Origin of the sequence: Methylobacterium sp. J-078 (assembly GCF_022829285.1) — a bacterium.
Lineage (GTDB): Bacteria > Pseudomonadota > Alphaproteobacteria > Rhizobiales > Beijerinckiaceae > Methylobacterium.
On sequence record NZ_JAKSYI010000081.1, the window covers coordinates 15,160 to 32,696 of the forward strand.

The 17,537-nt window shown below is 71.7% G+C and carries 19 protein-coding genes; 15 read left to right on the forward strand and 4 right to left on the reverse strand.

Going from position 1 to position 17,537, the window contains the following annotated elements:
- The first annotated feature begins 3 nt into the window (after positions 1-3).
- From MKK58_RS13290 to MKK58_RS13320, 7 genes are all read left to right on the forward strand, one after another.
- Positions 4-1,281, forward strand: coding sequence for a hypothetical protein (locus tag MKK58_RS13290; protein WP_243912505.1), 1,278 nt, complete (start codon positions 4-6; stop codon positions 1,279-1,281).
- Between the two features lie 106 nt (positions 1,282-1,387).
- A complete protein-coding gene (locus tag MKK58_RS13295) occupies positions 1,388-1,930 on the forward strand; it encodes a YMGG-like glycine zipper-containing protein (RefSeq protein WP_243912506.1) in 543 nt (180 codons plus the stop codon).
- Positions 1,931-2,094: 164 nt separating this feature from the next.
- Complete coding sequence (locus tag MKK58_RS13300) at positions 2,095-3,390, forward strand: aminotransferase class I/II-fold pyridoxal phosphate-dependent enzyme (protein WP_243912507.1); 1,296 nt, start codon at positions 2,095-2,097, stop codon at positions 3,388-3,390.
- A 64-nt stretch (positions 3,391-3,454) separates the two neighbouring features.
- The gene (locus MKK58_RS13305) at positions 3,455-3,928 is read left to right on the forward strand and encodes a hypothetical protein (protein ID WP_243912508.1); all 474 of its coding nucleotides are present in this window, start codon (positions 3,455-3,457) and stop codon (positions 3,926-3,928) included.
- A gap of 32 nt (positions 3,929-3,960) precedes the next feature.
- Positions 3,961-4,473: a hypothetical protein gene (locus tag MKK58_RS13310; RefSeq protein WP_243912509.1), complete on the forward strand. Its 513-nt coding sequence runs from the start codon at positions 3,961-3,963 to the stop codon at positions 4,471-4,473.
- A 9-nt stretch (positions 4,474-4,482) separates the two neighbouring features.
- Positions 4,483-5,355 (forward strand): 3-deoxy-8-phosphooctulonate synthase, encoded by an 873-nt coding sequence (gene kdsA / locus MKK58_RS13315; protein ID WP_243912510.1) that lies wholly within the window; start codon positions 4,483-4,485, stop codon positions 5,353-5,355.
- 116 nt (positions 5,356-5,471) lie between these two features.
- A complete protein-coding gene (locus MKK58_RS13320) occupies positions 5,472-5,807 on the forward strand; it encodes a hypothetical protein (protein WP_243912511.1) in 336 nt (111 codons plus the stop codon).
- Positions 5,808-5,883: 76 nt separating this feature from the next.
- Here the strand turns inward: MKK58_RS13320 and queF are convergent, their stop codons facing one another.
- Entirely contained in the window at positions 5,884-6,345 is a 462-nt protein-coding gene (gene queF / locus MKK58_RS13325; RefSeq protein WP_243912512.1) for a preQ(1) synthase, read from the reverse strand.
- 138 nt (positions 6,346-6,483) lie between these two features.
- On the opposite strand from queF, the gene MKK58_RS13330 reads away from it, so the two are divergent.
- Positions 6,484-6,687: a hypothetical protein gene (locus tag MKK58_RS13330; protein WP_056183260.1), complete on the forward strand. Its 204-nt coding sequence runs from the start codon at positions 6,484-6,486 to the stop codon at positions 6,685-6,687.
- 191 nt (positions 6,688-6,878) lie between these two features.
- Entirely contained in the window at positions 6,879-8,168 is a 1,290-nt protein-coding gene (gene eno / locus MKK58_RS13335) for a phosphopyruvate hydratase (RefSeq protein ID WP_243912513.1), read from the forward strand.
- Between the two features lie 111 nt (positions 8,169-8,279).
- On the opposite strand, the gene MKK58_RS13340 is transcribed toward eno, so the two are convergent.
- Positions 8,280-8,660, reverse strand: a complete 381-nt coding sequence (locus tag MKK58_RS13340; RefSeq protein ID WP_243912514.1) for a hypothetical protein — start codon at positions 8,658-8,660, stop codon at positions 8,280-8,282.
- Positions 8,661-8,816: 156 nt separating this feature from the next.
- On the reverse strand, positions 8,817-9,089 hold the full coding sequence (locus MKK58_RS13345; RefSeq protein ID WP_243912515.1) for a hypothetical protein: 273 nt from the start codon (positions 9,087-9,089) through the stop codon (positions 8,817-8,819).
- A 228-nt stretch (positions 9,090-9,317) separates the two neighbouring features.
- Here MKK58_RS13345 and MKK58_RS13350 point away from each other — a divergent pair, with 228 nt between their 5' ends.
- The 3 genes from MKK58_RS13350 to MKK58_RS13360 all read left to right on the forward strand — a co-directional run bounded on the left by MKK58_RS13350 (position 9,318) and on the right by MKK58_RS13360 (position 10,958).
- Positions 9,318-9,785 (forward strand): MarR family winged helix-turn-helix transcriptional regulator, encoded by a 468-nt coding sequence (locus MKK58_RS13350; RefSeq protein WP_243912516.1) that lies wholly within the window; start codon positions 9,318-9,320, stop codon positions 9,783-9,785.
- Entirely contained in the window at positions 9,785-10,222 is a 438-nt protein-coding gene (locus MKK58_RS13355; protein ID WP_243912517.1) for a thiol-disulfide oxidoreductase DCC family protein, read from the forward strand. The genes MKK58_RS13350 and MKK58_RS13355 overlap by 1 nt, the downstream gene beginning before the upstream one ends.
- 67 nt (positions 10,223-10,289) lie before the next feature.
- Entirely contained in the window at positions 10,290-10,958 is a 669-nt protein-coding gene (locus tag MKK58_RS13360) for a DUF1345 domain-containing protein (RefSeq protein ID WP_243912518.1), read from the forward strand.
- Between the two features lie 6 nt (positions 10,959-10,964).
- Here MKK58_RS13360 and MKK58_RS13365 read toward each other — a convergent pair whose 3' ends face one another.
- Positions 10,965-12,017, reverse strand: a complete 1,053-nt coding sequence (locus tag MKK58_RS13365) for an endonuclease/exonuclease/phosphatase family protein (protein ID WP_243912519.1) — start codon at positions 12,015-12,017, stop codon at positions 10,965-10,967.
- A gap of 158 nt (positions 12,018-12,175) precedes the next feature.
- Between MKK58_RS13365 and MKK58_RS13370 the strand changes: the two genes are divergently transcribed.
- The 3 genes from MKK58_RS13370 to MKK58_RS13380 all read left to right on the forward strand — a co-directional run bounded on the left by MKK58_RS13370 (position 12,176) and on the right by MKK58_RS13380 (position 17,494).
- The gene (locus MKK58_RS13370; RefSeq protein ID WP_243912520.1) at positions 12,176-13,546 is read left to right on the forward strand and encodes a pentapeptide repeat-containing protein; all 1,371 of its coding nucleotides are present in this window, start codon (positions 12,176-12,178) and stop codon (positions 13,544-13,546) included.
- 14 nt (positions 13,547-13,560) lie between these two features.
- The gene (locus tag MKK58_RS13375) at positions 13,561-14,331 is read left to right on the forward strand and encodes a potassium channel family protein (protein WP_243912521.1); all 771 of its coding nucleotides are present in this window, start codon (positions 13,561-13,563) and stop codon (positions 14,329-14,331) included.
- A 178-nt stretch (positions 14,332-14,509) separates the two neighbouring features.
- Entirely contained in the window at positions 14,510-17,494 is a 2,985-nt protein-coding gene (locus tag MKK58_RS13380; protein WP_243912522.1) for a response regulator, read from the forward strand.
- Positions 17,495-17,537 lie beyond the last annotated feature (43 nt).

Below are 17,537 nucleotides of genomic sequence, written 5' to 3' on the forward strand. Positions count from 1 at the left end.
GCAATGCCGCGCTCCCCGCTCAAGGCCCTCCTCGCCGGATGCTTCGCCACGGCCGCGCTCGCGTCCGGACCCGCCGATGCGGCGGCGAGCTACGAGGTCGTCCGCCAGGAACAGACCTGCCCCAAGGAGCGCCAGCCCCGCTCCCTGCGCCAGACCCTCGTGATCCTCGACGAGGCGATCGTGTCGGCCGAACCGGAGGCCAACCAGCGCTGGACCCGGATGGTGGTGGAGGCCGCCGACGCCCGAGACGCGGGCACCGGCGGGCTCGGGACACGCGAGCGCTTCACCCTCCTCGTCGCGCGGCGCGACGGCAGCGAACTCGTACCGCTGTTCTTCGGCTGCTCGCCCAACCTGCCGCCGGAGGAGAGCGAGCGGGCCAAGGCGGGTGATTCGATGTTCGACCGCTTCATCGGCAGCGACAGCGAGGCCCGGCGCAAGGCGGCGCGGGACGCCTTCGCGGCCGGCCTCGCCCGCGCGCTCGCCCAGGTGCAGAAGCGCGCCCCCGAGATCGCCGCCCGGCCCGCTCCGGCGGACAGCCTCCTGAAGGCGCTCCAGAACGCCGGGCGCCTCGCCGATCTCAACCACGGCCTGCCCCGCATCATCCTGGTCACGCCCTTCGGGGTCGCCGAGAAGGGCCGCACCGGCGATGTGCCGGCGGCGCGGCGGGCCGGCTTCGAGCTGGCCGAGCGCAGCGCCATCGATTTCGGCCGGGCGGAGGTTTACCTCGCCGGCGCGGCCCTGAGGGACAGCGCCCCCCTCGAATTCGCCCGCGCCCTGGTCCTCGGCGCCAAGGGCCAGCTGGTGGGCGTGCGCTCGGACGGTCTGCCCCGGCTGAGCCCGGAGCCGACCAGCCTGCGCCTCTATGCGGGCTTCATCGACTATGTCGGCCAGCGCACGCCCCTGCAGGTGCGGCTGGCCGCCTCCGCCCAGGGCGATCTCGTCAACAGCTGGGTCGAGACCACCTTGAGCCGCACCACCGCGACGCCGCTGGCCGGCAAGATGCTGTGCCGGGGCCAGGAGAAGGGTCAGGCCCCCGGCGAGGTCTGCGAGGTGCGCGGCGACGGGCGCTTCGCCCAGGTCTGGTTCCCCGATCCGCAGGCCGAGCCCGCCGACCGGGGCAAGCTGCCCTTCGGCGGGGCCCGCACCATCGCCCTCGACCTCAAGGGGCGCATTGCCGCGGGCCGCATCCTCGATCCGAAGGTGATCTTCAGCGGCGAGAACGGCCAGCGCCGCGAGGAGCTGACCTTCGAGATCCAGCGCGTCGAGGACGGCCAGTTCTGACGGCATCCCGGCACATTCCATGACCGCGCGCTCCCGGGGCCGGGGCCGCGGGACCGCGCGCCAGACCGGCGCCAGCCAGCACGCACGGCCCCGGGGGCGATGGACGATGATGACACGGACGGTACGAACGATCGGCGCGGCCCTGTGCCTCGGCGCGGTCCTGGCCGGATGCACGAGCACGCGGGGCGGCGGTGCCGCCTCGGCGGGCCCCGGGGGCTCGATCGACGAAGCGGTGAGCCGCTGCATCGCCTCGACCCTGGTAGGGGCCGGCGTCGGAGCCCTGCTCGGGGCGGCGGTGGGCGGCGGGCGCCGGGCCGGCGTGGGCGCCGCCATCGGGGCCGGCGTCGGCGGCCTCGCCTGCACCGTCCTCACGGCCCTCGACGCCCAGGACAAGCAGCGGATCCGCAACGCGCAGATCGCGGCCGCCGCGACGAACAGGCCGCAATACCTGGCCTATCAGGGCGCCGACGGCGCCCAGCGGGCGATCACCGTGCGGCCGCAGCCCGCCCCGGCTCAGGCGGCGACGGGAATCCCGGACCGGATCTGCCGTGCCACCGACACCCAGGCCACCATCAACGGCACCGGCAGCGCCGAGCTGCCTCAGCAGCTCGTCTGCCGCACGCCGGGCGGCGACTGGCTGCCGGCCTGAGGAACCCCGTCGCTCACGGGCGAAGGCTCCGCCGCCTGGCATGCCACGCAACCCTGTGACCCCGAGCCCCGCGCTCGCGCGGGGTGACGCGGGCGGCGCGAGGCGTCATGGTGCGCGCGCTTTTTTTCGCGCGCCCGCGCGGCCCCACCCGGACCTGGACCACCATGACGACGATCGCCGACCGCAGCACGGCTGAACTCGCGGACCTGTGCGCGCAGGCGCAGGCCGCCTACGACGCCTTCAAGGCCCGGGGCCTGAAGCTCGACATGACCCGCGGCAAGCCGGCGCCCGAGCAGCTCGACCTCGCCACCGGCATGCTCGCCCTGCCGGGCAACGGCGATTATACGACCGCGGCCGGCGAGGATGCGCGCAACTACGGCGGCCAGCAGGGCCTGCCCGAGCTGCGGGCGCTGTTCTCCCACCTCATCGACGCGCCGGCCGACCAGATCGTGGTGGGCGGCAATTCCAGCCTCGCCCTGATGCACGACACCATCGTGTGGGCCCTCCTCAAGGGCGTACCGGGCTCCGAGCGGCCCTGGTCGAAGGAGGAGGAGCCGGTCTTCCTCTGCCCGGTGCCGGGCTACGACCGCCACTTCGCCCTCTGCGAGGAGTTCGGCATCCGCATGATCCCGGTGCCCATGACGGGGCAGGGGCCCGACATGGACGTGGTCGAGGCCTTCGTCGCGAACCCGGCCGTGAAGGGCATGTGGTGCGTGCCGAAATACGCCAATCCCTCGGGCGAGATCTTCTCCGACGAGACCGTCCGGCGCCTCGCCGCGATGAAGACCGGCGCTCCCGATTTTCGCCTGTTCTGGGACAACGCCTACGCGGTGCACCACCTCACCCCGGATCGTCACCCGGTGCGCGACATCCTGGCCGCCTGCGCCGAGGCCGGCCATCCGGACCGGCCGTTCCTGTACGCATCGACCTCGAAGATCACTCTGGCGGGCGCCGGCCTCGCGGTCTTTGCCGGATCGCCCGAGAACACCCGCTGGTTCCTGGCCCGCGCCGCCAAGCAGACCATCGGCCCCGACAAGCTCAACCAGCTGCGCCACGTGCGCTTCCTGCGCGACGGCGCCGGACTCCAGGCCCACATGGACGCCCACCGCGCCCTGATCGCGCCGAAGTTCGCGGCCGTGCAGGAGGCCCTGGAGCGCCACCTCGCCGGCACCGGGGCCGCGCGCTGGACCCGTCCGGAAGGCGGCTACTTCATCACGGTGGAAGCGCGCGCGGGCACGGCCACCGAAGTGGTGCGGCTCGCCAAGGAGGCCGGCATCGCCCTGACCCCGGCCGGCGCCACCTCGCCCTACGGCCGCGACCCGCAGGACAGCGTCCTGCGCCTCGCGCCGACCTTCCCCAGCCTCGGCGACGTGACGAAGGCGGCCGAGGGCATCGCCCTCTGCATCCTTCTTGCATCCCTGGAGGCGGAGCAGGGGGTCCGCGCGCGCAACGCGGCCTGATCCCGTGGCGCAATCCGGAAACATGCGCGCTGGATGATGCACCACGCATCCGGGAGGTGAGGCGATGGTGATCCCGACACGGTTCCGGCGCGGCGGCGCGCGGGTCATGCCCGGCCTCGTGCTCTGCATCCTCGTGGCCGGGACGGCCCCGGCCCGGGCGCGCACCGCCTGGGCCTCCGGCACTTTCGTGTATGCCGACCTCTGCACCCTGCCGGAGACCGGCGCCCGCAGCGGCCAGCGCATCATCCTGCGGCGCTCCCCGAACGGCGACGCGCTGACCTACGAGGGGGCCGAGCATCCCGGGGCCCGCGCGGCCGCCGACATGACCCTCGACGATGCCACCAAGGCGATCACCTTCGCGGTGGAGACCGAGGCCGGGCCGATCCACTTCCAGGGTGTCGCCGGTCCGGACGCGCTCACCGGCACCTTCGAGGACGAGACGGGCGCGCACCCGGTGCACCTGCCCCGGGTCCTGCGCTCCCACGCCCACGAGGCCTGCCAGGGCGAGGCCACGGGTTCGATCGCCCCGCGGCGATAGGCGAGGGGCGTCCTCTGCGATAGATCGGGACGATGATGCTTTCCCTCCGGTGCGCCGCGCTCCTGCTTCCCCTGGCCCTGGGCACCGCGATGCCCGCCGCGGCGGCCGATGCCTGCGACGCCCTGACCGCGCGGATGATCCGCGCCACCGGCGTCTCGCTCGCCGGGCGCGAAGGGGCCCGCGCCGTGTTTCGCGCCGCCGATGCCGAGCGGATGAGCCTCGATTGCCGGGCGCGCCGGATGGTCTTCTCCGCCCTGGAACGGGAGCCGGGCCGCCGCTACTACGAACTGATCGGCCTCGCGGCTGGGGTTCTCACCGGCGCGAAACCCGATTCCGTCGAGGCCCTCGCCCTCGGCCTGCACCAGGGCGCCCTGATCGCGGGTCAGCCGCAGCAGGGTGTCGCCGGGCGGGCGGCGCTTCGCTGCGAGACCGCTCCCGACGCCGATCCCTTCGCCAGTCCGCGCACGCGCTGCGTGCTGGTGCCGAGCGCCCGGGCCGTGCTTCGCCGCCGCGCCGGCCTTTTCGCGGGCGCCCGGGCGGGCTAGACCCGCCGCATGTCCAGAACCACTTCGCCCGAGCCCGCTCCCTCCGCCATCGTCACCGCCGGTTCGGTCGCCTTCGCGAATCACCTGCACTTCGCTCTCATCGCCGGCCCGTGCCAGCTCGAGAGTCGCGACCACGCCGTCGAGATCGCCGACGCCCTGAAGGCGATGACCGATCGGCTCGGCATCGGCCTCGTGTTCAAGGCGTCCTTCGACAAGGCGAACCGGACCTCCGGCAGCACCGCGCGGGGCCTCGGTCTCGCGGGAGCGCTGCCGATCTTCTCCGAGATCAAGGCGCGCTTCGGCCTGCCCGTGCTGACCGACGTGCACGAGGCGGCGCAGTGCGCGCCCGCGGCCGAGGTGATCGACGTGCTGCAGATCCCGGCCTTCCTCTGCCGGCAGACCGATCTCCTGCTCGCCGCCGCCGCCACCGGCCGGGTGGTGAACGTGAAAAAGGGCCAGTTCCTCGCGCCCTGGGACATGGCCCACGTGGCCGCCAAGGTGACGGGGGCGGGCAACCCCAACGTGCTGGTGACCGAGCGCGGCGCCTCGTTCGGCTACAACACCCTCGTCTCCGACATGCGCAGCCTGCCGATCATGGCGCAGGTCACGCAGGGCGCCCCGGTGGTGTTCGACGCGACTCACTCGGTGCAACAGCCGGGGGGCCAGGGTGCAACATCCGGCGGCCAGCGGGAGTTCGTGGCCGTGCTCGCACGCGCCGCCGTTGCAGTGGGCGTGGCGGGCCTGTTCATCGAGACGCATCCCGACCCGGACCATGCCCCCTCCGACGGACCCAACATGGTGCCGCTGAAGGCGATGCCCGCGCTGCTCGCCGAACTGCAGGCTTTCGACCGGCTCGCGAAGGCGCGGAGCGGACAGGCCTGAACCGCTTCGAGCCGGTTCGAGACCCGGCGGGCGTGAGCTGAGGGATGCGGGAAGGGAACGATCACGGCAGCTTGACGTTGGAATACCCAATTCGTTCTCGAACGCTGAAGGTCATCATGCGCAAGCTCGCCCTCGTCTCCGCCCTGACCCTCTCGCTGGGCGGCCTCGCCGCCGCGACCTCGGCCGAAGCCGGCCCGCGCGGCCACGGCTATGGCCATGGCGGCTACGGCCACGGCCACGCCTATGGCGGCCGGGGCTACGGACGCGGTTATGCCTATGGCGGTCGTCGCCGTGGCGGTGGAATCGGCACCGGTGCGGCCGTGGGCCTCGGCATCGCCGGCCTCGCCGCCGGTGCGATCGCGGCCGGTGCGGCCCGCGACGCCTACTACCGTGATGGCTACGCCCGTCCGGCCTATGGCTACGGCGCCCCGGCCTACGGCTACGGCTACTGAGTTCTCAATTCTCGCGGTTCGGTGAGGGGCGGTCGGCGCAAGCCGGCCGCCCTTCGTCGTTTCGGAGACGTCCGCTTCAGCGCGCCCGGTAGGGCGGCACACCCGGATCGGGCAGCCAGACGGATTTCGGCGGCTCGCCGGTCTGCCAGAACACGTCGATGGGAATGCCGCCGCGCGGATACCAGAACCCGCCGATGCGCAGGTAGCGCGGCGCCAGCAGCTCGGTCAGGCGCAGGCCGATCCCCACCGTGCAATCCTCGTGGAAGGCGCCGTGGTTTCGGAAGGCCGTGAGGTAGAGCTTGAGCGACTTCGATTCGACGAGCCACTGGTCCGGCACGTAATCGATGACGAGGATCGCGAAATCCGGCTGTCCCGTCACCGGGCAGAGCGAGGTGAATTCCGGCACGGTGAAGCGGGCGAGGTAGTCGGTCCCCGGATGCGGGTTCGGCACCCGGTCGAGGCGGGCCTCCTCGGGCGAGGCGGGCAGGGGGCTCATCTGCCCGAGTTGCAGGCCCTCGGGCCCTGAATGCTGGGTCATGACGGAAACTTTCGGGGCCGGCGGCGGGGTTTCGGCCGGCGGCGTCGGGACGGAAAACGATCGATTTCGCCACCCAAAGTGGTTTTCGAGGGGTGTCCATGAGTGGCAGGCGCGGGGTCCGCGTGCCATATGGGAACCATGAGCGACGAAAACACGGCTACCTACCCCTACACCCTGGAGATCCAGCCGCCCAAGGCCCCGGGCTCCCCCTATCAATGGGCGATCCGTCGGAAGGGCAAGCTGATCCAGCGGTCCGACCGCAATCACCCCACCGAGGCCAAGGCGCGTGAGAACGGCATGGCCCAGATTGAGCTGCTGCTGTCGGGGGCGGGCGACCGCTAGACACGCCCTGTCCCGGAAGGGAGCCGGATCGCGGGAATCTCGCCCTCCGGCGCACGCAGGCTGCGCAGGCCGCTTGCCGGAGGCGAGGCGTTGACGGATAAGCCTCGGCGGAATCACCCCGTTCCGGATGCGGCCTCTCGGTCCCTCGGCACGGGACCTCGACCCGCCGTAACGTCCGAAAAGGCGCCTGCATGACCGCGATCACCAACATCGCCGCCCGCGAGATCCTCGACAGCCGGGGCAACCCGACCATCGAGGTCGACGTGCTGCTGGAGGACGGCTCCTTCGGCCGCGCGGCCGTGCCGTCGGGCGCCTCGACGGGTGCCCACGAGGCGATGGAGCTGCGCGACGGCGACAAGGGCCGCTACGGCGGCAAGGGCGTGCGCAAGGCGGTCAACGCCGTGCAGTCCGACATCCTCGACGCCATCGGCGGCATGGATGCCGAGGACCAGATCGCCATCGACGAGGCGATGATCGAGCTCGACGGCACCCCGAACAAGAGCCGGCTCGGCGCCAACGCGATCCTGGGCGTCTCGCTCGCGGTCGCCAAGGCGGCGGCCGAGACCGCCGGCCTGCCGCTCTACCGCTACATCGGCGGCACGCAAGGGCGGGTGCTGCCGGTGCCGATGATGAACATCATCAACGGCGGCGCGCATGCCGACAACCCGATCGACTTCCAGGAATTCATGATCATGCCGGTGGGCGCGTCCTCGCTCGCCGAGGCCGTGCGCATGGGCGCCGAGGTGTTCCACACCCTCAAAGGCGCTCTCAAGAAGGCCGGCCACAACACCAACGTGGGCGACGAGGGCGGTTTCGCCCCCAACCTGCCCTCGGCCGAGGCCGCCCTCGACTTCGTGATGCAATCGATCCAGGCCGCCGGCTTCAAGCCCGGCACCGACATGGTGCTGGCCCTGGACTGCGCCGCCACCGAGTTCTTCAAGGACGGCGCCTACCACTACGAGGGCGAGGGCCAGACCCGGGACATCGAGGCCCAGGTGAGCTACCTCGCCAAGCTCGTGGACAGCTACCCGATCCTGTCGATCGAGGACGGCATGTCCGAGGACGACTGGGCGGGCTGGAAGCTGCTCACCGAGCGGGTCGGCGATCGCTGCCAGCTCGTGGGCGACGACCTCTTCGTCACCAACGTGACGCGCCTGTCGCGCGGCATTGCCGAGCAGACCGCGAACTCCATTCTGGTGAAGGTCAACCAGATCGGCTCGCTCACCGAGACGCTTGCCGCCGTCGATATGGCCCAGCGCGCCGGCTACACGGCCGTGATGTCCCACCGCTCCGGCGAGACCGAGGATTCGACCATCGCGGACCTGGCGGTCGCCACCAATTGCGGGCAGATCAAGACCGGCTCGCTCGCCCGCTCCGACAGACTGGCCAAGTACAACCAGCTCATCCGCATCGAGGAGGGCCTCGGCTCCCAGGCCCTCTATGCCGGCCGCAACGCCCTCAAGGCGCTCGCCCGCCGCTGAGCCTCACGGCGCATTCCGAGCCCATGAAAACGGCCGCGAAGCGATTCGCGGCCGTTTTCGTTGTGGCGATTCCCGTGACGGCGGGAAGCCGCGCTCACGGACGGATCCGCCCTAGCGCTCCGTCCTCTCGATGGCCTCCGCGACGACGCGCCGAGTCGGAGCGGCACGGGGGGTCAGGGACGGGGTGGTGGTCAGTTCGGAGGCCGGACGCACCGTGGCGGTGACGCGGGCCTGCTCCCGGTAGAGCGGCGGGGTGACGTAGGTGCGGTCATCCGCCAGCACGGTGTCAGTGGGCGCCGCGGAGATGGCGACCACGGAGGGGGTCGTGGTCAGTTCGGAAGCCGGACGCACCGTGGCGGTGACGCGGGCCTGCTCCCGGTAGATCGACGGCGTGACGTCGATGCGCTCGTCCGCCAGCACCGTGCCGGTCAGGGTCGCAGAGGCGAGGGTGGCGAGGACGAGGGTGCGGAGGGTTCTGGTCTGGATGGTCATGATCGGATGTCCTGAGTGTCGGCGCGAGGACCCGTGCCCCGCGGCGTGAGGGGAAGATGTATTGCACCGCACCATCATTCAAACAGATGCTTTCAATACCCGTTATCGATTGCATCGATGATGGTAGGTGCGGTTCTGCGTGTCGGAGGCCGAGCCTCAATCGGCCGGGGCCTCGATCCGAGCACCCCAGATGTTGAGTGTGCGAACGACCTGGGTGCCCGCGGCGGGCGCGTCTGCGGCGAGGGCCGACGTGTAGGCGTAGCGGGGCGCCGTCGAGAGGTCGGTGCGGCGGGCCGCCTGGGCGTCCGTGACGGTGAAGCTGTGACCCCAGGCTTCGAAGGTCCGGGCCTCCCCCGCCCCGGCGGGGGCGGCCAGGAGGGTGATGCCGACGACGATGGCGGTGGCGGTGAGCGTGGAGCGAACGGTCATGGTGGATCTCCTCGTTTGGGTGAGCGGTCGGCGGCGGTTTCGTGTGGACCGGGCGCCTCGCCTCGTGGCGATAAGGTTGATATAAACCTTTTGGCGTCCATCGCCGTGCGCTCGCACACTTGAGTTGATATCAACTCTCTTGGGAGACCGGGTGTCTCGGTCCCCGCCGGATGCCCGGGACGGGAGGAGGCCCTATATGCTTGGTATCAACCTTTCCAGGAGTCATCGATGGCATCGCGACCCGGCCTGACCCCCGCCATCGCGGCCGATGTCGAGCAGTCCTGCTTCTGCTTCGCGGCCCAGAAGGCGGCGCGCGCCATCGGGCGCCGCTACGATGCGGCTCTGCGCCCGACCGGGCTCTCGAACTGGCAGTTCACGCTGCTGCTGATGCTGGTCTGCGACGCGGCGCCCACCATCGGCGCCCTGGCGCAGCACCTGGCGACGGATCGCACCACGGTGACGGCCAACCTGAAGCCCCTGGAGCGCCGGGGCCTCCTGGCGATCGAGGCGGATGCGGACGACCGGCGCATCCGGCGCATCGTGCTGACGCAGGCCGGGCGCGCGCTCCTCGCCGAAGCGTACCCCCTCTGGGAAGCGGCGCAGGCCGACTGTGCCGCGCAGCTCGGCCCGATCGACCGGGACGGTTTTCGCGGGGCCGCGCGCGCGCTCTCCGCCGAGCGGTCGGGGGAGGGGTGATGCGTCGGCGGCCGGCGCCCTATCTGTGGACGATGACCACGCATGCCGATCCCGCCCTCACCGTCTATTACGACGGCGCCTGTCCCCTCTGCGCCGCGGAGATCCGCCTGTACCGGCGCGCCGCGGGGGCCGAGCGGGTCGCCTGGGTCGATGTCGGAGCCGAGGGGCCGGCCGAACTCGGCTCGGGTCTGACGCGGGACGCCGCCCGCGCCCGGTTCCACGTGCGGCGCCCGGACGGCGCCCTCGTCTCCGGTGCGGCCGGGTTCGCGACCCTGTGGGCCGTGCTGCCGGGCTGGCGCGGGCTCGCCCGCCTCGCAAGCCTACCCGGCGTGACGGCGCTCGGCGAGGTGGCCTACCGCCTGTTCCTGCCGCTCCGCCCCTGGATCGCCCGCCTCGTCCCGGCCGGCGGAGCCCGCTGCGACAAGGCTTGCGGATAGGGGGGCGGGAGCGCAAGGGACGGTGGCCCGGCCCACCGGTCCCGAGGCGCTTCCTTCGAGACCTCCCATGCGCAATCCCCTCCGGGCCCTCCCCGTCCAGGCCTTCTGGTTAAGGCCGCGCCTGCTCGCCTCCGTCGGCCTCACCCTCGTCCTCGCCCTGGTCCTGCCCTTCGCGGACCTGTCGGTGCGGCTCCTCATCGGCTGGTGCCTCGGCGTGCTGGTCTATTGCGGGCTGATCGTGGGCAAGGCGGCGCGGCAGTCGCAGGACGCCCTGCGGGCGGAGGCCACGCGCCTCGACGATTCCGCGCTGGCGGTCTCGCTCTTCGCGATCCTGGCCGCGGCCGCGAGCTTCGGCGCCGTGGCCATGCTGGTGCTCGGCGGCAACGGCAGCGAAGCCTATCGCCTCAGCCACCTGGCGCTCGCCGCCGCCACCATGATCTGCGCCTGGCTCTTCGTGCAGGTGGTGTTCACGGTGCACTACGCGCATCTCTACTACGGCGCGGAGGGCGATGCCGCGCGCGGCGGCCTCGACTTCAACGGCGACGAGAACCCGGATTTCTGGGACTTCTTCTACTTCTCCGTCACCATCGGGGCGACCTCGCAGACCTCAGACACAGACATCACCAGCAAGAGGATGCGCCGGGTCGCCACGGTGCAGACGATCTACGCCTACGTCTTCAACACCAGCGTGCTGGCGCTGGCGATCAACATGGCGGCGGGTGTCGCCCAGCATTGAGGCGCCTCACCGGGCGGCCTCCACGGCCTCCCGCGCCGCCCGGTGATCCTCCGCCGTCGCCTCGGGCGCCTCCTGCAGGCGCGGGGCCCGGTCCGTCCGGTACAGGCTGATCAGGATCGGGAAATGGTCCGACTGGATGTGGGGCAGCCGCTCGATCCGGCCGAGGAGGAAGTCGTCGCTGAAGAAGACGTGGTCGAGGGGCCAGCGCAGCAGCGGCCACTTTGCGTTGAAGGTCGGGTAGAGGCCGCGCCCGATGCGGGGATCGAGGAGCCCGCTGATCCGCTGGAACAGGTCGTTGGTCTTCGACCAGGCGACGTCGTTGAGGTCGCCCGCCACCACTGCCGGGCGCCCGTCCGCCGCCACCTCGCGGGCCACCATCACGAGTTCGGCGTCGCGCGGGGCGCTGCTCTGCCCGGGATGGGGCGGGCGCGGATGCACGCCGAAGAAGGTGAAGGTCTGCCCCGAGCGCAGGGTCACGCCCGCCCGCACGGAGGGCACGTCGTCCTCCAGGAGGAAGCGCACCTGCGGGTCGGTCAGGGGGAGCTTCGAATAGAACATCAGCCCGTAGGTGTTGTCCTGCGGCTGGGCCACCACGTGGGGATAGCGCGCCCGCAGGGGTTCCAGGGCCTCGGCCCAGGCCGCGTCGGTCTCGACGAGCAGGAGGAGGTCGGGGTCCTGCGCGGCGACGAGGTCGAGGATGGGGCCGTAGCTGCGGTTCGATTCGAGGACGTTGGCGATCAGGATCGAGACCCCGGCCTCGGTGCGGCAGGCCCCCGCCTCGGCCGCGACCGCCTGCGGCGAGACCAGCCGCGTGAACGGGTAGATGCACGCCACCTGGTAGGCTAGGGCTGCCAGGAGGGCCGCGGCGAGCGTCAGCCCCGCGGCGTCGCGGGCGACCAGGACGAGGCCCAGGATCACCGGCACGATCAGGGCCGCGATCTGCAATCGCGGAAAGTCGAAGGTGCGGATGAAGCCGGAATTGCTGGGAACGAACGGCAGCAGCGTCGCCACCGCGAGGAGCACCCCGGTGGCCTTGAGGCCGATCGCCATCCACGTCATCGCCGCACTCCGCTCCCCACGCCGTCGCCGGCACGTCGTGGCCAAGCTTCGTGAAACGTCCAGTCCTGGTGAAACGTCCAGTCCTGGCGAAAAGTCCGAGGCCTTCGCAACGCCCGGCATCCCGGATTGTGCCCGCCCCGCGCGGCCGGAATCGCCCCATGGCGCCTGAAACGCCGGCGGACACGGGGACCGCGCAGGCCCGGGCCGACGCCTTCCTCGTGGGCCTCGAGGCCGGCGCACCCTTCGTGGCGGGCGAGGGCCTGGATCTCGGGGGCCTGAACCTCGGGCGCGAGGCGCTCGCGGCGCGGCTCGGCGCGGGGGAGGCGCCCCCCTGGTGGGACGCCAAGCAGACCGGCCTCGCCCTCGCGGGGGCCGACCTCGCCGAGGCACACCTGGAAGATACCGACCTCTCGGGCGCCAACCTCTCGGGGGCGAGCCTGGCGGGCGTGCTCGGCCGCTCGGCGCACTTTGCCGGGGCGACCGTCGAGGAGGCCAGCTTCGCGGGCGCCGACCTCAGCGGCGCCCGCTTCACCGGGATCGCCGGCGGCGAGGCCAATTTCGACGACGCCATGCTGGAGGACGCGCATTTCGGTGGCGCCGCCATGCGCTTCGCCAAGCTCCGCCGCGCCCTCCTGGACGGGGCCAACTTCGACGGCGCCGATCTCTGGGGCGCCGACTTCACCGGGGCGGACGCCGACTACACGCATTTCCGCGGCGCCCGCCTGGACGAGGTCAAGCTCGTGGGCGTCAACCTCACCTACGCGGATTTCGAGGGCGCCAGCCTGAAGAAGACGCAGCTCGGCGGCGCGCGCCTGCGGGGTGCCAACTTCACGGGCGTGAAGCTCGACGGCGCCAACCTGTCGGAGGCGGACCTCTCCGAGACCAGCCTCGTGCGCCTCAACCTCTCCACCTGCGACCTGCGCCACGCGCGCTTCGCCGGGGCTTGGCTCAACGGTACCCGGATGCGGGTGGACCAGCTCGGCGGCGCGGTGGGCGAGGAGGTCGCCCGCGACTACCCGGCCGCCCAGGCGAGCTACCTCGCCCTGGAGCAGAACTTCAAGAGCATCGGCAGCCAGGATGCGGCGAGCTGGGCCTACAAGCGCGGGCGCCGGATGGGCCGGCTCCACGCCGGCGCCCAGGCCCGCGCCGCCTGGGAGGCCCGCTCCGGGCCCGACCTCGCCCGGCACGGCTACCAGTGGGTCGCCGACCGCTTCGTGGAATGGCTCTGCGACTACGGCGAGAGCCTGTCGCGCATCGCCCGCGCCTTCGTCATCCTCATCTTCGTGTTCGCGGGCCTCTACGGCCTCACCGGCGGCCTCATCCCCGAGGGCGGCGACGGCCGGGCGACCTACAACCCCCTCGACCTCGTGAGCTACAGCGCCCTCAACATGATGACGGCCAACCCGCCCGAGATCGGCGTCAAGCCGGTGGGCCGCGTCACCAACCTGCTGGTGGGCATCGAGGGGGCGGCCGGCATCATCCTGATGGGCCTGTTCGGCTTCGTCCTCGGCAACCGCCTCCGGCGCTGATCGCACCCTCCGCCATGCCCCCGCTCAGCGCACGCCTCTCCGGCCTCTACGAAGGCTCGACCGACCGCGCCCACCGCTTCCGCTACGGCCTCCTCGTCTTCGACATCGGCACGGTGGTCTGGGTCGTGGCGACCTCGTTCCTGCCGCGCCACGCCTGGATCGAGGGGGTCGACGTGGCCCTGGGCCTCGTCGTGCTCCTCGATTTCCTGGCCCGCCTCGCCATCAGCCGGGACCGGTTCGGCGAGTTCCGGCACCTCTCGACCTGGGCCGACATCGCCGCGGTGGTGTCGTTCCTCGCGCCCGTGGTCGGGGAGGGGGTCGGCTTCCTGCGCATCCTGCGGACCCTGCGCCTGCTGCGGACCTACCAGCTCCTCGACCGGATGCGCGCCGACAGCGCTTTCTTCCGCGACAACGAGGACGCGATCCTGGCGGGCACCAACCTGGCGGTCTTCGTCTTCGTGATGACCGGGATCGTCTACGCCACCCAGCACGGCAGCAACCCGGCGATCGGCAACGCCGTCGACGCGCTCTACTTCACCGTGACCTCCCTGACGACCACCGGCTACGGCGACATCACCCTGCCGGGCACCTCCGGCCGCCTCATCTCGGTGGCGGTGATGATCTTCGGGGTGACGCTGTTCCTGCGCCTCGCCCAGGTCCTGTTCCGGCCGCCCAAGGTGCGGTTTCCCTGCCCGGCCTGCGGCCTCCAGCGCCACGAGGCCGATGCCGTCCACTGCAAGGCCTGCGGCACCCGCCTCGCCATCCCGGACGAGGGCAGCGATTGAGGCGGCCCCGCTGCGGCGATGAACGGAACCGGGGCCGGCGCGTTTGCGAAGGTCGGGGCGCGCGGCCCGCCATGACGGGCCGGAGCGGAACCTGTTCCGCCAACGATCTCCCCGCGCGAAATCTCCCTGCCCAAAATCTTCACTGCCCCGTGACGTCGAACCCCGTGAACCGCATCACATGACCAGCGCGCCCCCGACCGCCACCGCCCGAGGCTGGCGCAAGCCCCGCCTGCTCGCCGGCCTGCCGAGTTCGCCCCTGGCGCTGGTGCTGATCGGCGTCGCGGTGGCGGCGGGGCTGGGCAATTACTTCGCCGGCGAGGCGAGCCGCGCCGAGGGCGCGCGCCAGCACGACATCCTCACCCAGAGCGACCGCCTGCTCGCCAACATGGTCGAGCTGGAGACCGGGATGCGCGGCTTCGTGCTGCTCGGGGAGGAGGTCTATCTCGAACCCTACGACGCCGCCCAGAGCACCATCGACGGCCAGTTGAGCGCCATCGACGACCTGACCCGCGGCATGGATGCCGAGGCTCCCCGGCACATCGGCGCCCTGCGCGGCGCCGTCGAGGCCAAGCGCACCTATGCCGCCCGCGTGATCGAACTGCGCCGGGCGCAGGGCTACGATCCGGCCGTGGCGCTCGTCCGAACGGGGGAGGGCAAGAGCACCATGGACGCGGTGCGTGCGGCGGCCCGGGACGTGCAGGCCCATGCCAACGCCGTCCTGGCAGCGAGCGAGCGCTGGGACCGGGCCCTCTCCCTCGTTCTCTCGCTGGTCTCGATCGCCTCGGCGCTCGGCGCCGTTGGGCTCCTCGGGCGCCTCGCCTTCGTGCGCCGGCGTGACGAGCAGCGCACGGCCGCGCTCCTCGACGGAGTCTTCGCCAATGCTCCCGTGGGCCTCGGGTTCCTCGATCGCGACCTGACGATCCAGCACATGAACCGGGCGCTCGCCACCATGAACGAGCGCGGCTTCGGGGCCGATCTCGGCGCGCCGATCTGGGCGAACGTGCCCATGCTCCAGGAACTGCTGATCCCGAAGCTCAGGGCGGCCCGCGACGAGGGCCTGGTGACCACCAACGTCGACGTGGCGGTGCCGACGCCGAGCGCCCCGCGCGGGGTGCGCCACTTCCAGATGAGCTTCTATCCCTTGCGCGGGCGCTCCGGCGGCGCCGGGGCGGGCCGGGTCCAGGCCGACGGCGTCGGGCTCGTGGTCTCCGACGAGACCCTGCGCAAGCTCTCCGAGGAGCGCATGCGCCACAGCGAGGAGCGCTTCCGCTCGCTGACCGAGGCCACCACCGCCATCGTCTGGACGACGAATCCTGAGGGCACGATGGAGCCGACCCCCTCGGAATGGACGCGTTTCACCGGCCAGGCGCCCCAGGAAGCCGCCGGAGCCGGCTGGCTGGAGGCGATCCACCCGGAGGACCGCTCCCGCACCGGCGCGGCCTGGCTTCGGGCCCTGGAGACCCTGTCGCCCTACGAGATCGAGCACCGCGTCCGGCGCCAGGACGGCGTGTGGCGGATCATGTCGGCCCGCGCGGTCCCGATCCTGGAGGAGACCGGCAGCATCCGCGAATGGGTGGGCACTCATTCCGACATCACCGCCCGCCGGGAGGCCGAACTCGCCCTGGAGGCCGCCAAGGAAGCGGCCGAGGAGGCCAACCGCGCGAAGAGCCAGTTCCTGGCCAACATGAGCCACGAGCTGCGCACTCCGCTCTCGGCGGTGATCGGCTATTCGGAGATGCTGCAGGAGGAGATCGAGGACCTGGGCGAAGAGAGCCTGCTCGTCGACATGCGCAAGATCGAGGCGAATGCCCGCCACCTGCTCGGCCTCATCAACGACGTCCTCGACCTCTCGAAGATCGAGGCCGAGCGCATGGAGATCTACGCCGAGGTCTTCCCCGTCGCCGAGACCGTGCGCGATGTCGCCGCCACCGTGGAGACACTGGTCGACAAGAAGGGCAACGCCCTCGCCCTGGAGATGGCCGACGGGCTCGGAGAGGCGCGGACCGACCAGACCAAGCTGCGCCAGTGCCTCATCAATCTCCTCAGCAACGCGGCCAAGTTCACCGAAGGCGGCCGCATCGTGCTGGCGGTCTCGCGCGCGTCGCGCGACGGAGTCGACTGGCTCACCTTCCGGGTCACCGACACGGGCATCGGCATGAACGCCGAGCAGCAGGCCAAGCTGTTCCAGCGCTTCACGCAAGCCGACGCCTCCACGACGCGGCGCTTCGGCGGCACGGGCCTGGGCCTGGCCATCACCCGTGCCTTCGCCGAGATGCTCGGCGGGCGCATCGAGGTGGAGAGCCAGGAGGGGACCGGCACCACCTTCACCCTGGCGGTCCCGGCGACCTACGTGCCCTCGGACCCGGCGGAGGGGAGCCACCACGACCACGACGCCCCGCACCCCAGCGGCGAGGTCCGGCCGAACCCCGGCGGCCACGTCCTCATCATCGACGACGACGCGGCCACCCGCGATCTCCTCGCCCGCTTCCTGGAGAAGGACGGCTTCACCGTCGCCACCGCCCGCGACGGGCGCGAGGGCGTCGAGCGGGCCCGCGAACTCCGACCCCGCGTCATCCTCCTCGACGTGACCATGCCGCGCATGGACGGCTGGTCGGTCCTGCGCACCCTGCGGGCCGACCCGGACCTCGGTGTGACCCCGATCATCATGGTGACGGTGCTCGACGAGCAGAACCTCGCCTTCTCGCTGGGGGCCACCGACTACCTCCAGAAGCCGATCGAGTGGAGCCAGCTCAGGTCGGCCATGGAGCGGTTCAAGCCCTCCGAGCACGAGGGGCCTGTGCTGATCATCGACGACGATCCGGATGCCCGCGAGCGCCTGTCCGCGATGCTGACCCGCGAGGGCTGGCGCGTGGCCGCGGCCGAGAACGGCGTCGCCGGCCTGGAGGCGACCGCGGCCAAGAAGCCCTGTCTCATCCTCCTCGACCTGATGATGCCCGAGATGGACGGCTTCGGCTTCCTGCGGGCGCTGCGCGAGCGGGCGGAGTGGCGCGACATCCCCGTCGTGGTGCTGACCGCCAAGGACATCACCGCCGACGACCGCAGGCGCCTGGCCGGGCGCGCCGACCGGGTGTTGCAGAAGGGCGGCCTGAGCCTGAACGATCTCGCCGAATCCCTGCGCCCGCTGGTGGCGCCCGGAGCCTGACGGCGGCGGGCCGGTAAGCGCCCCGAGCGCGCTTGCCGGCCTT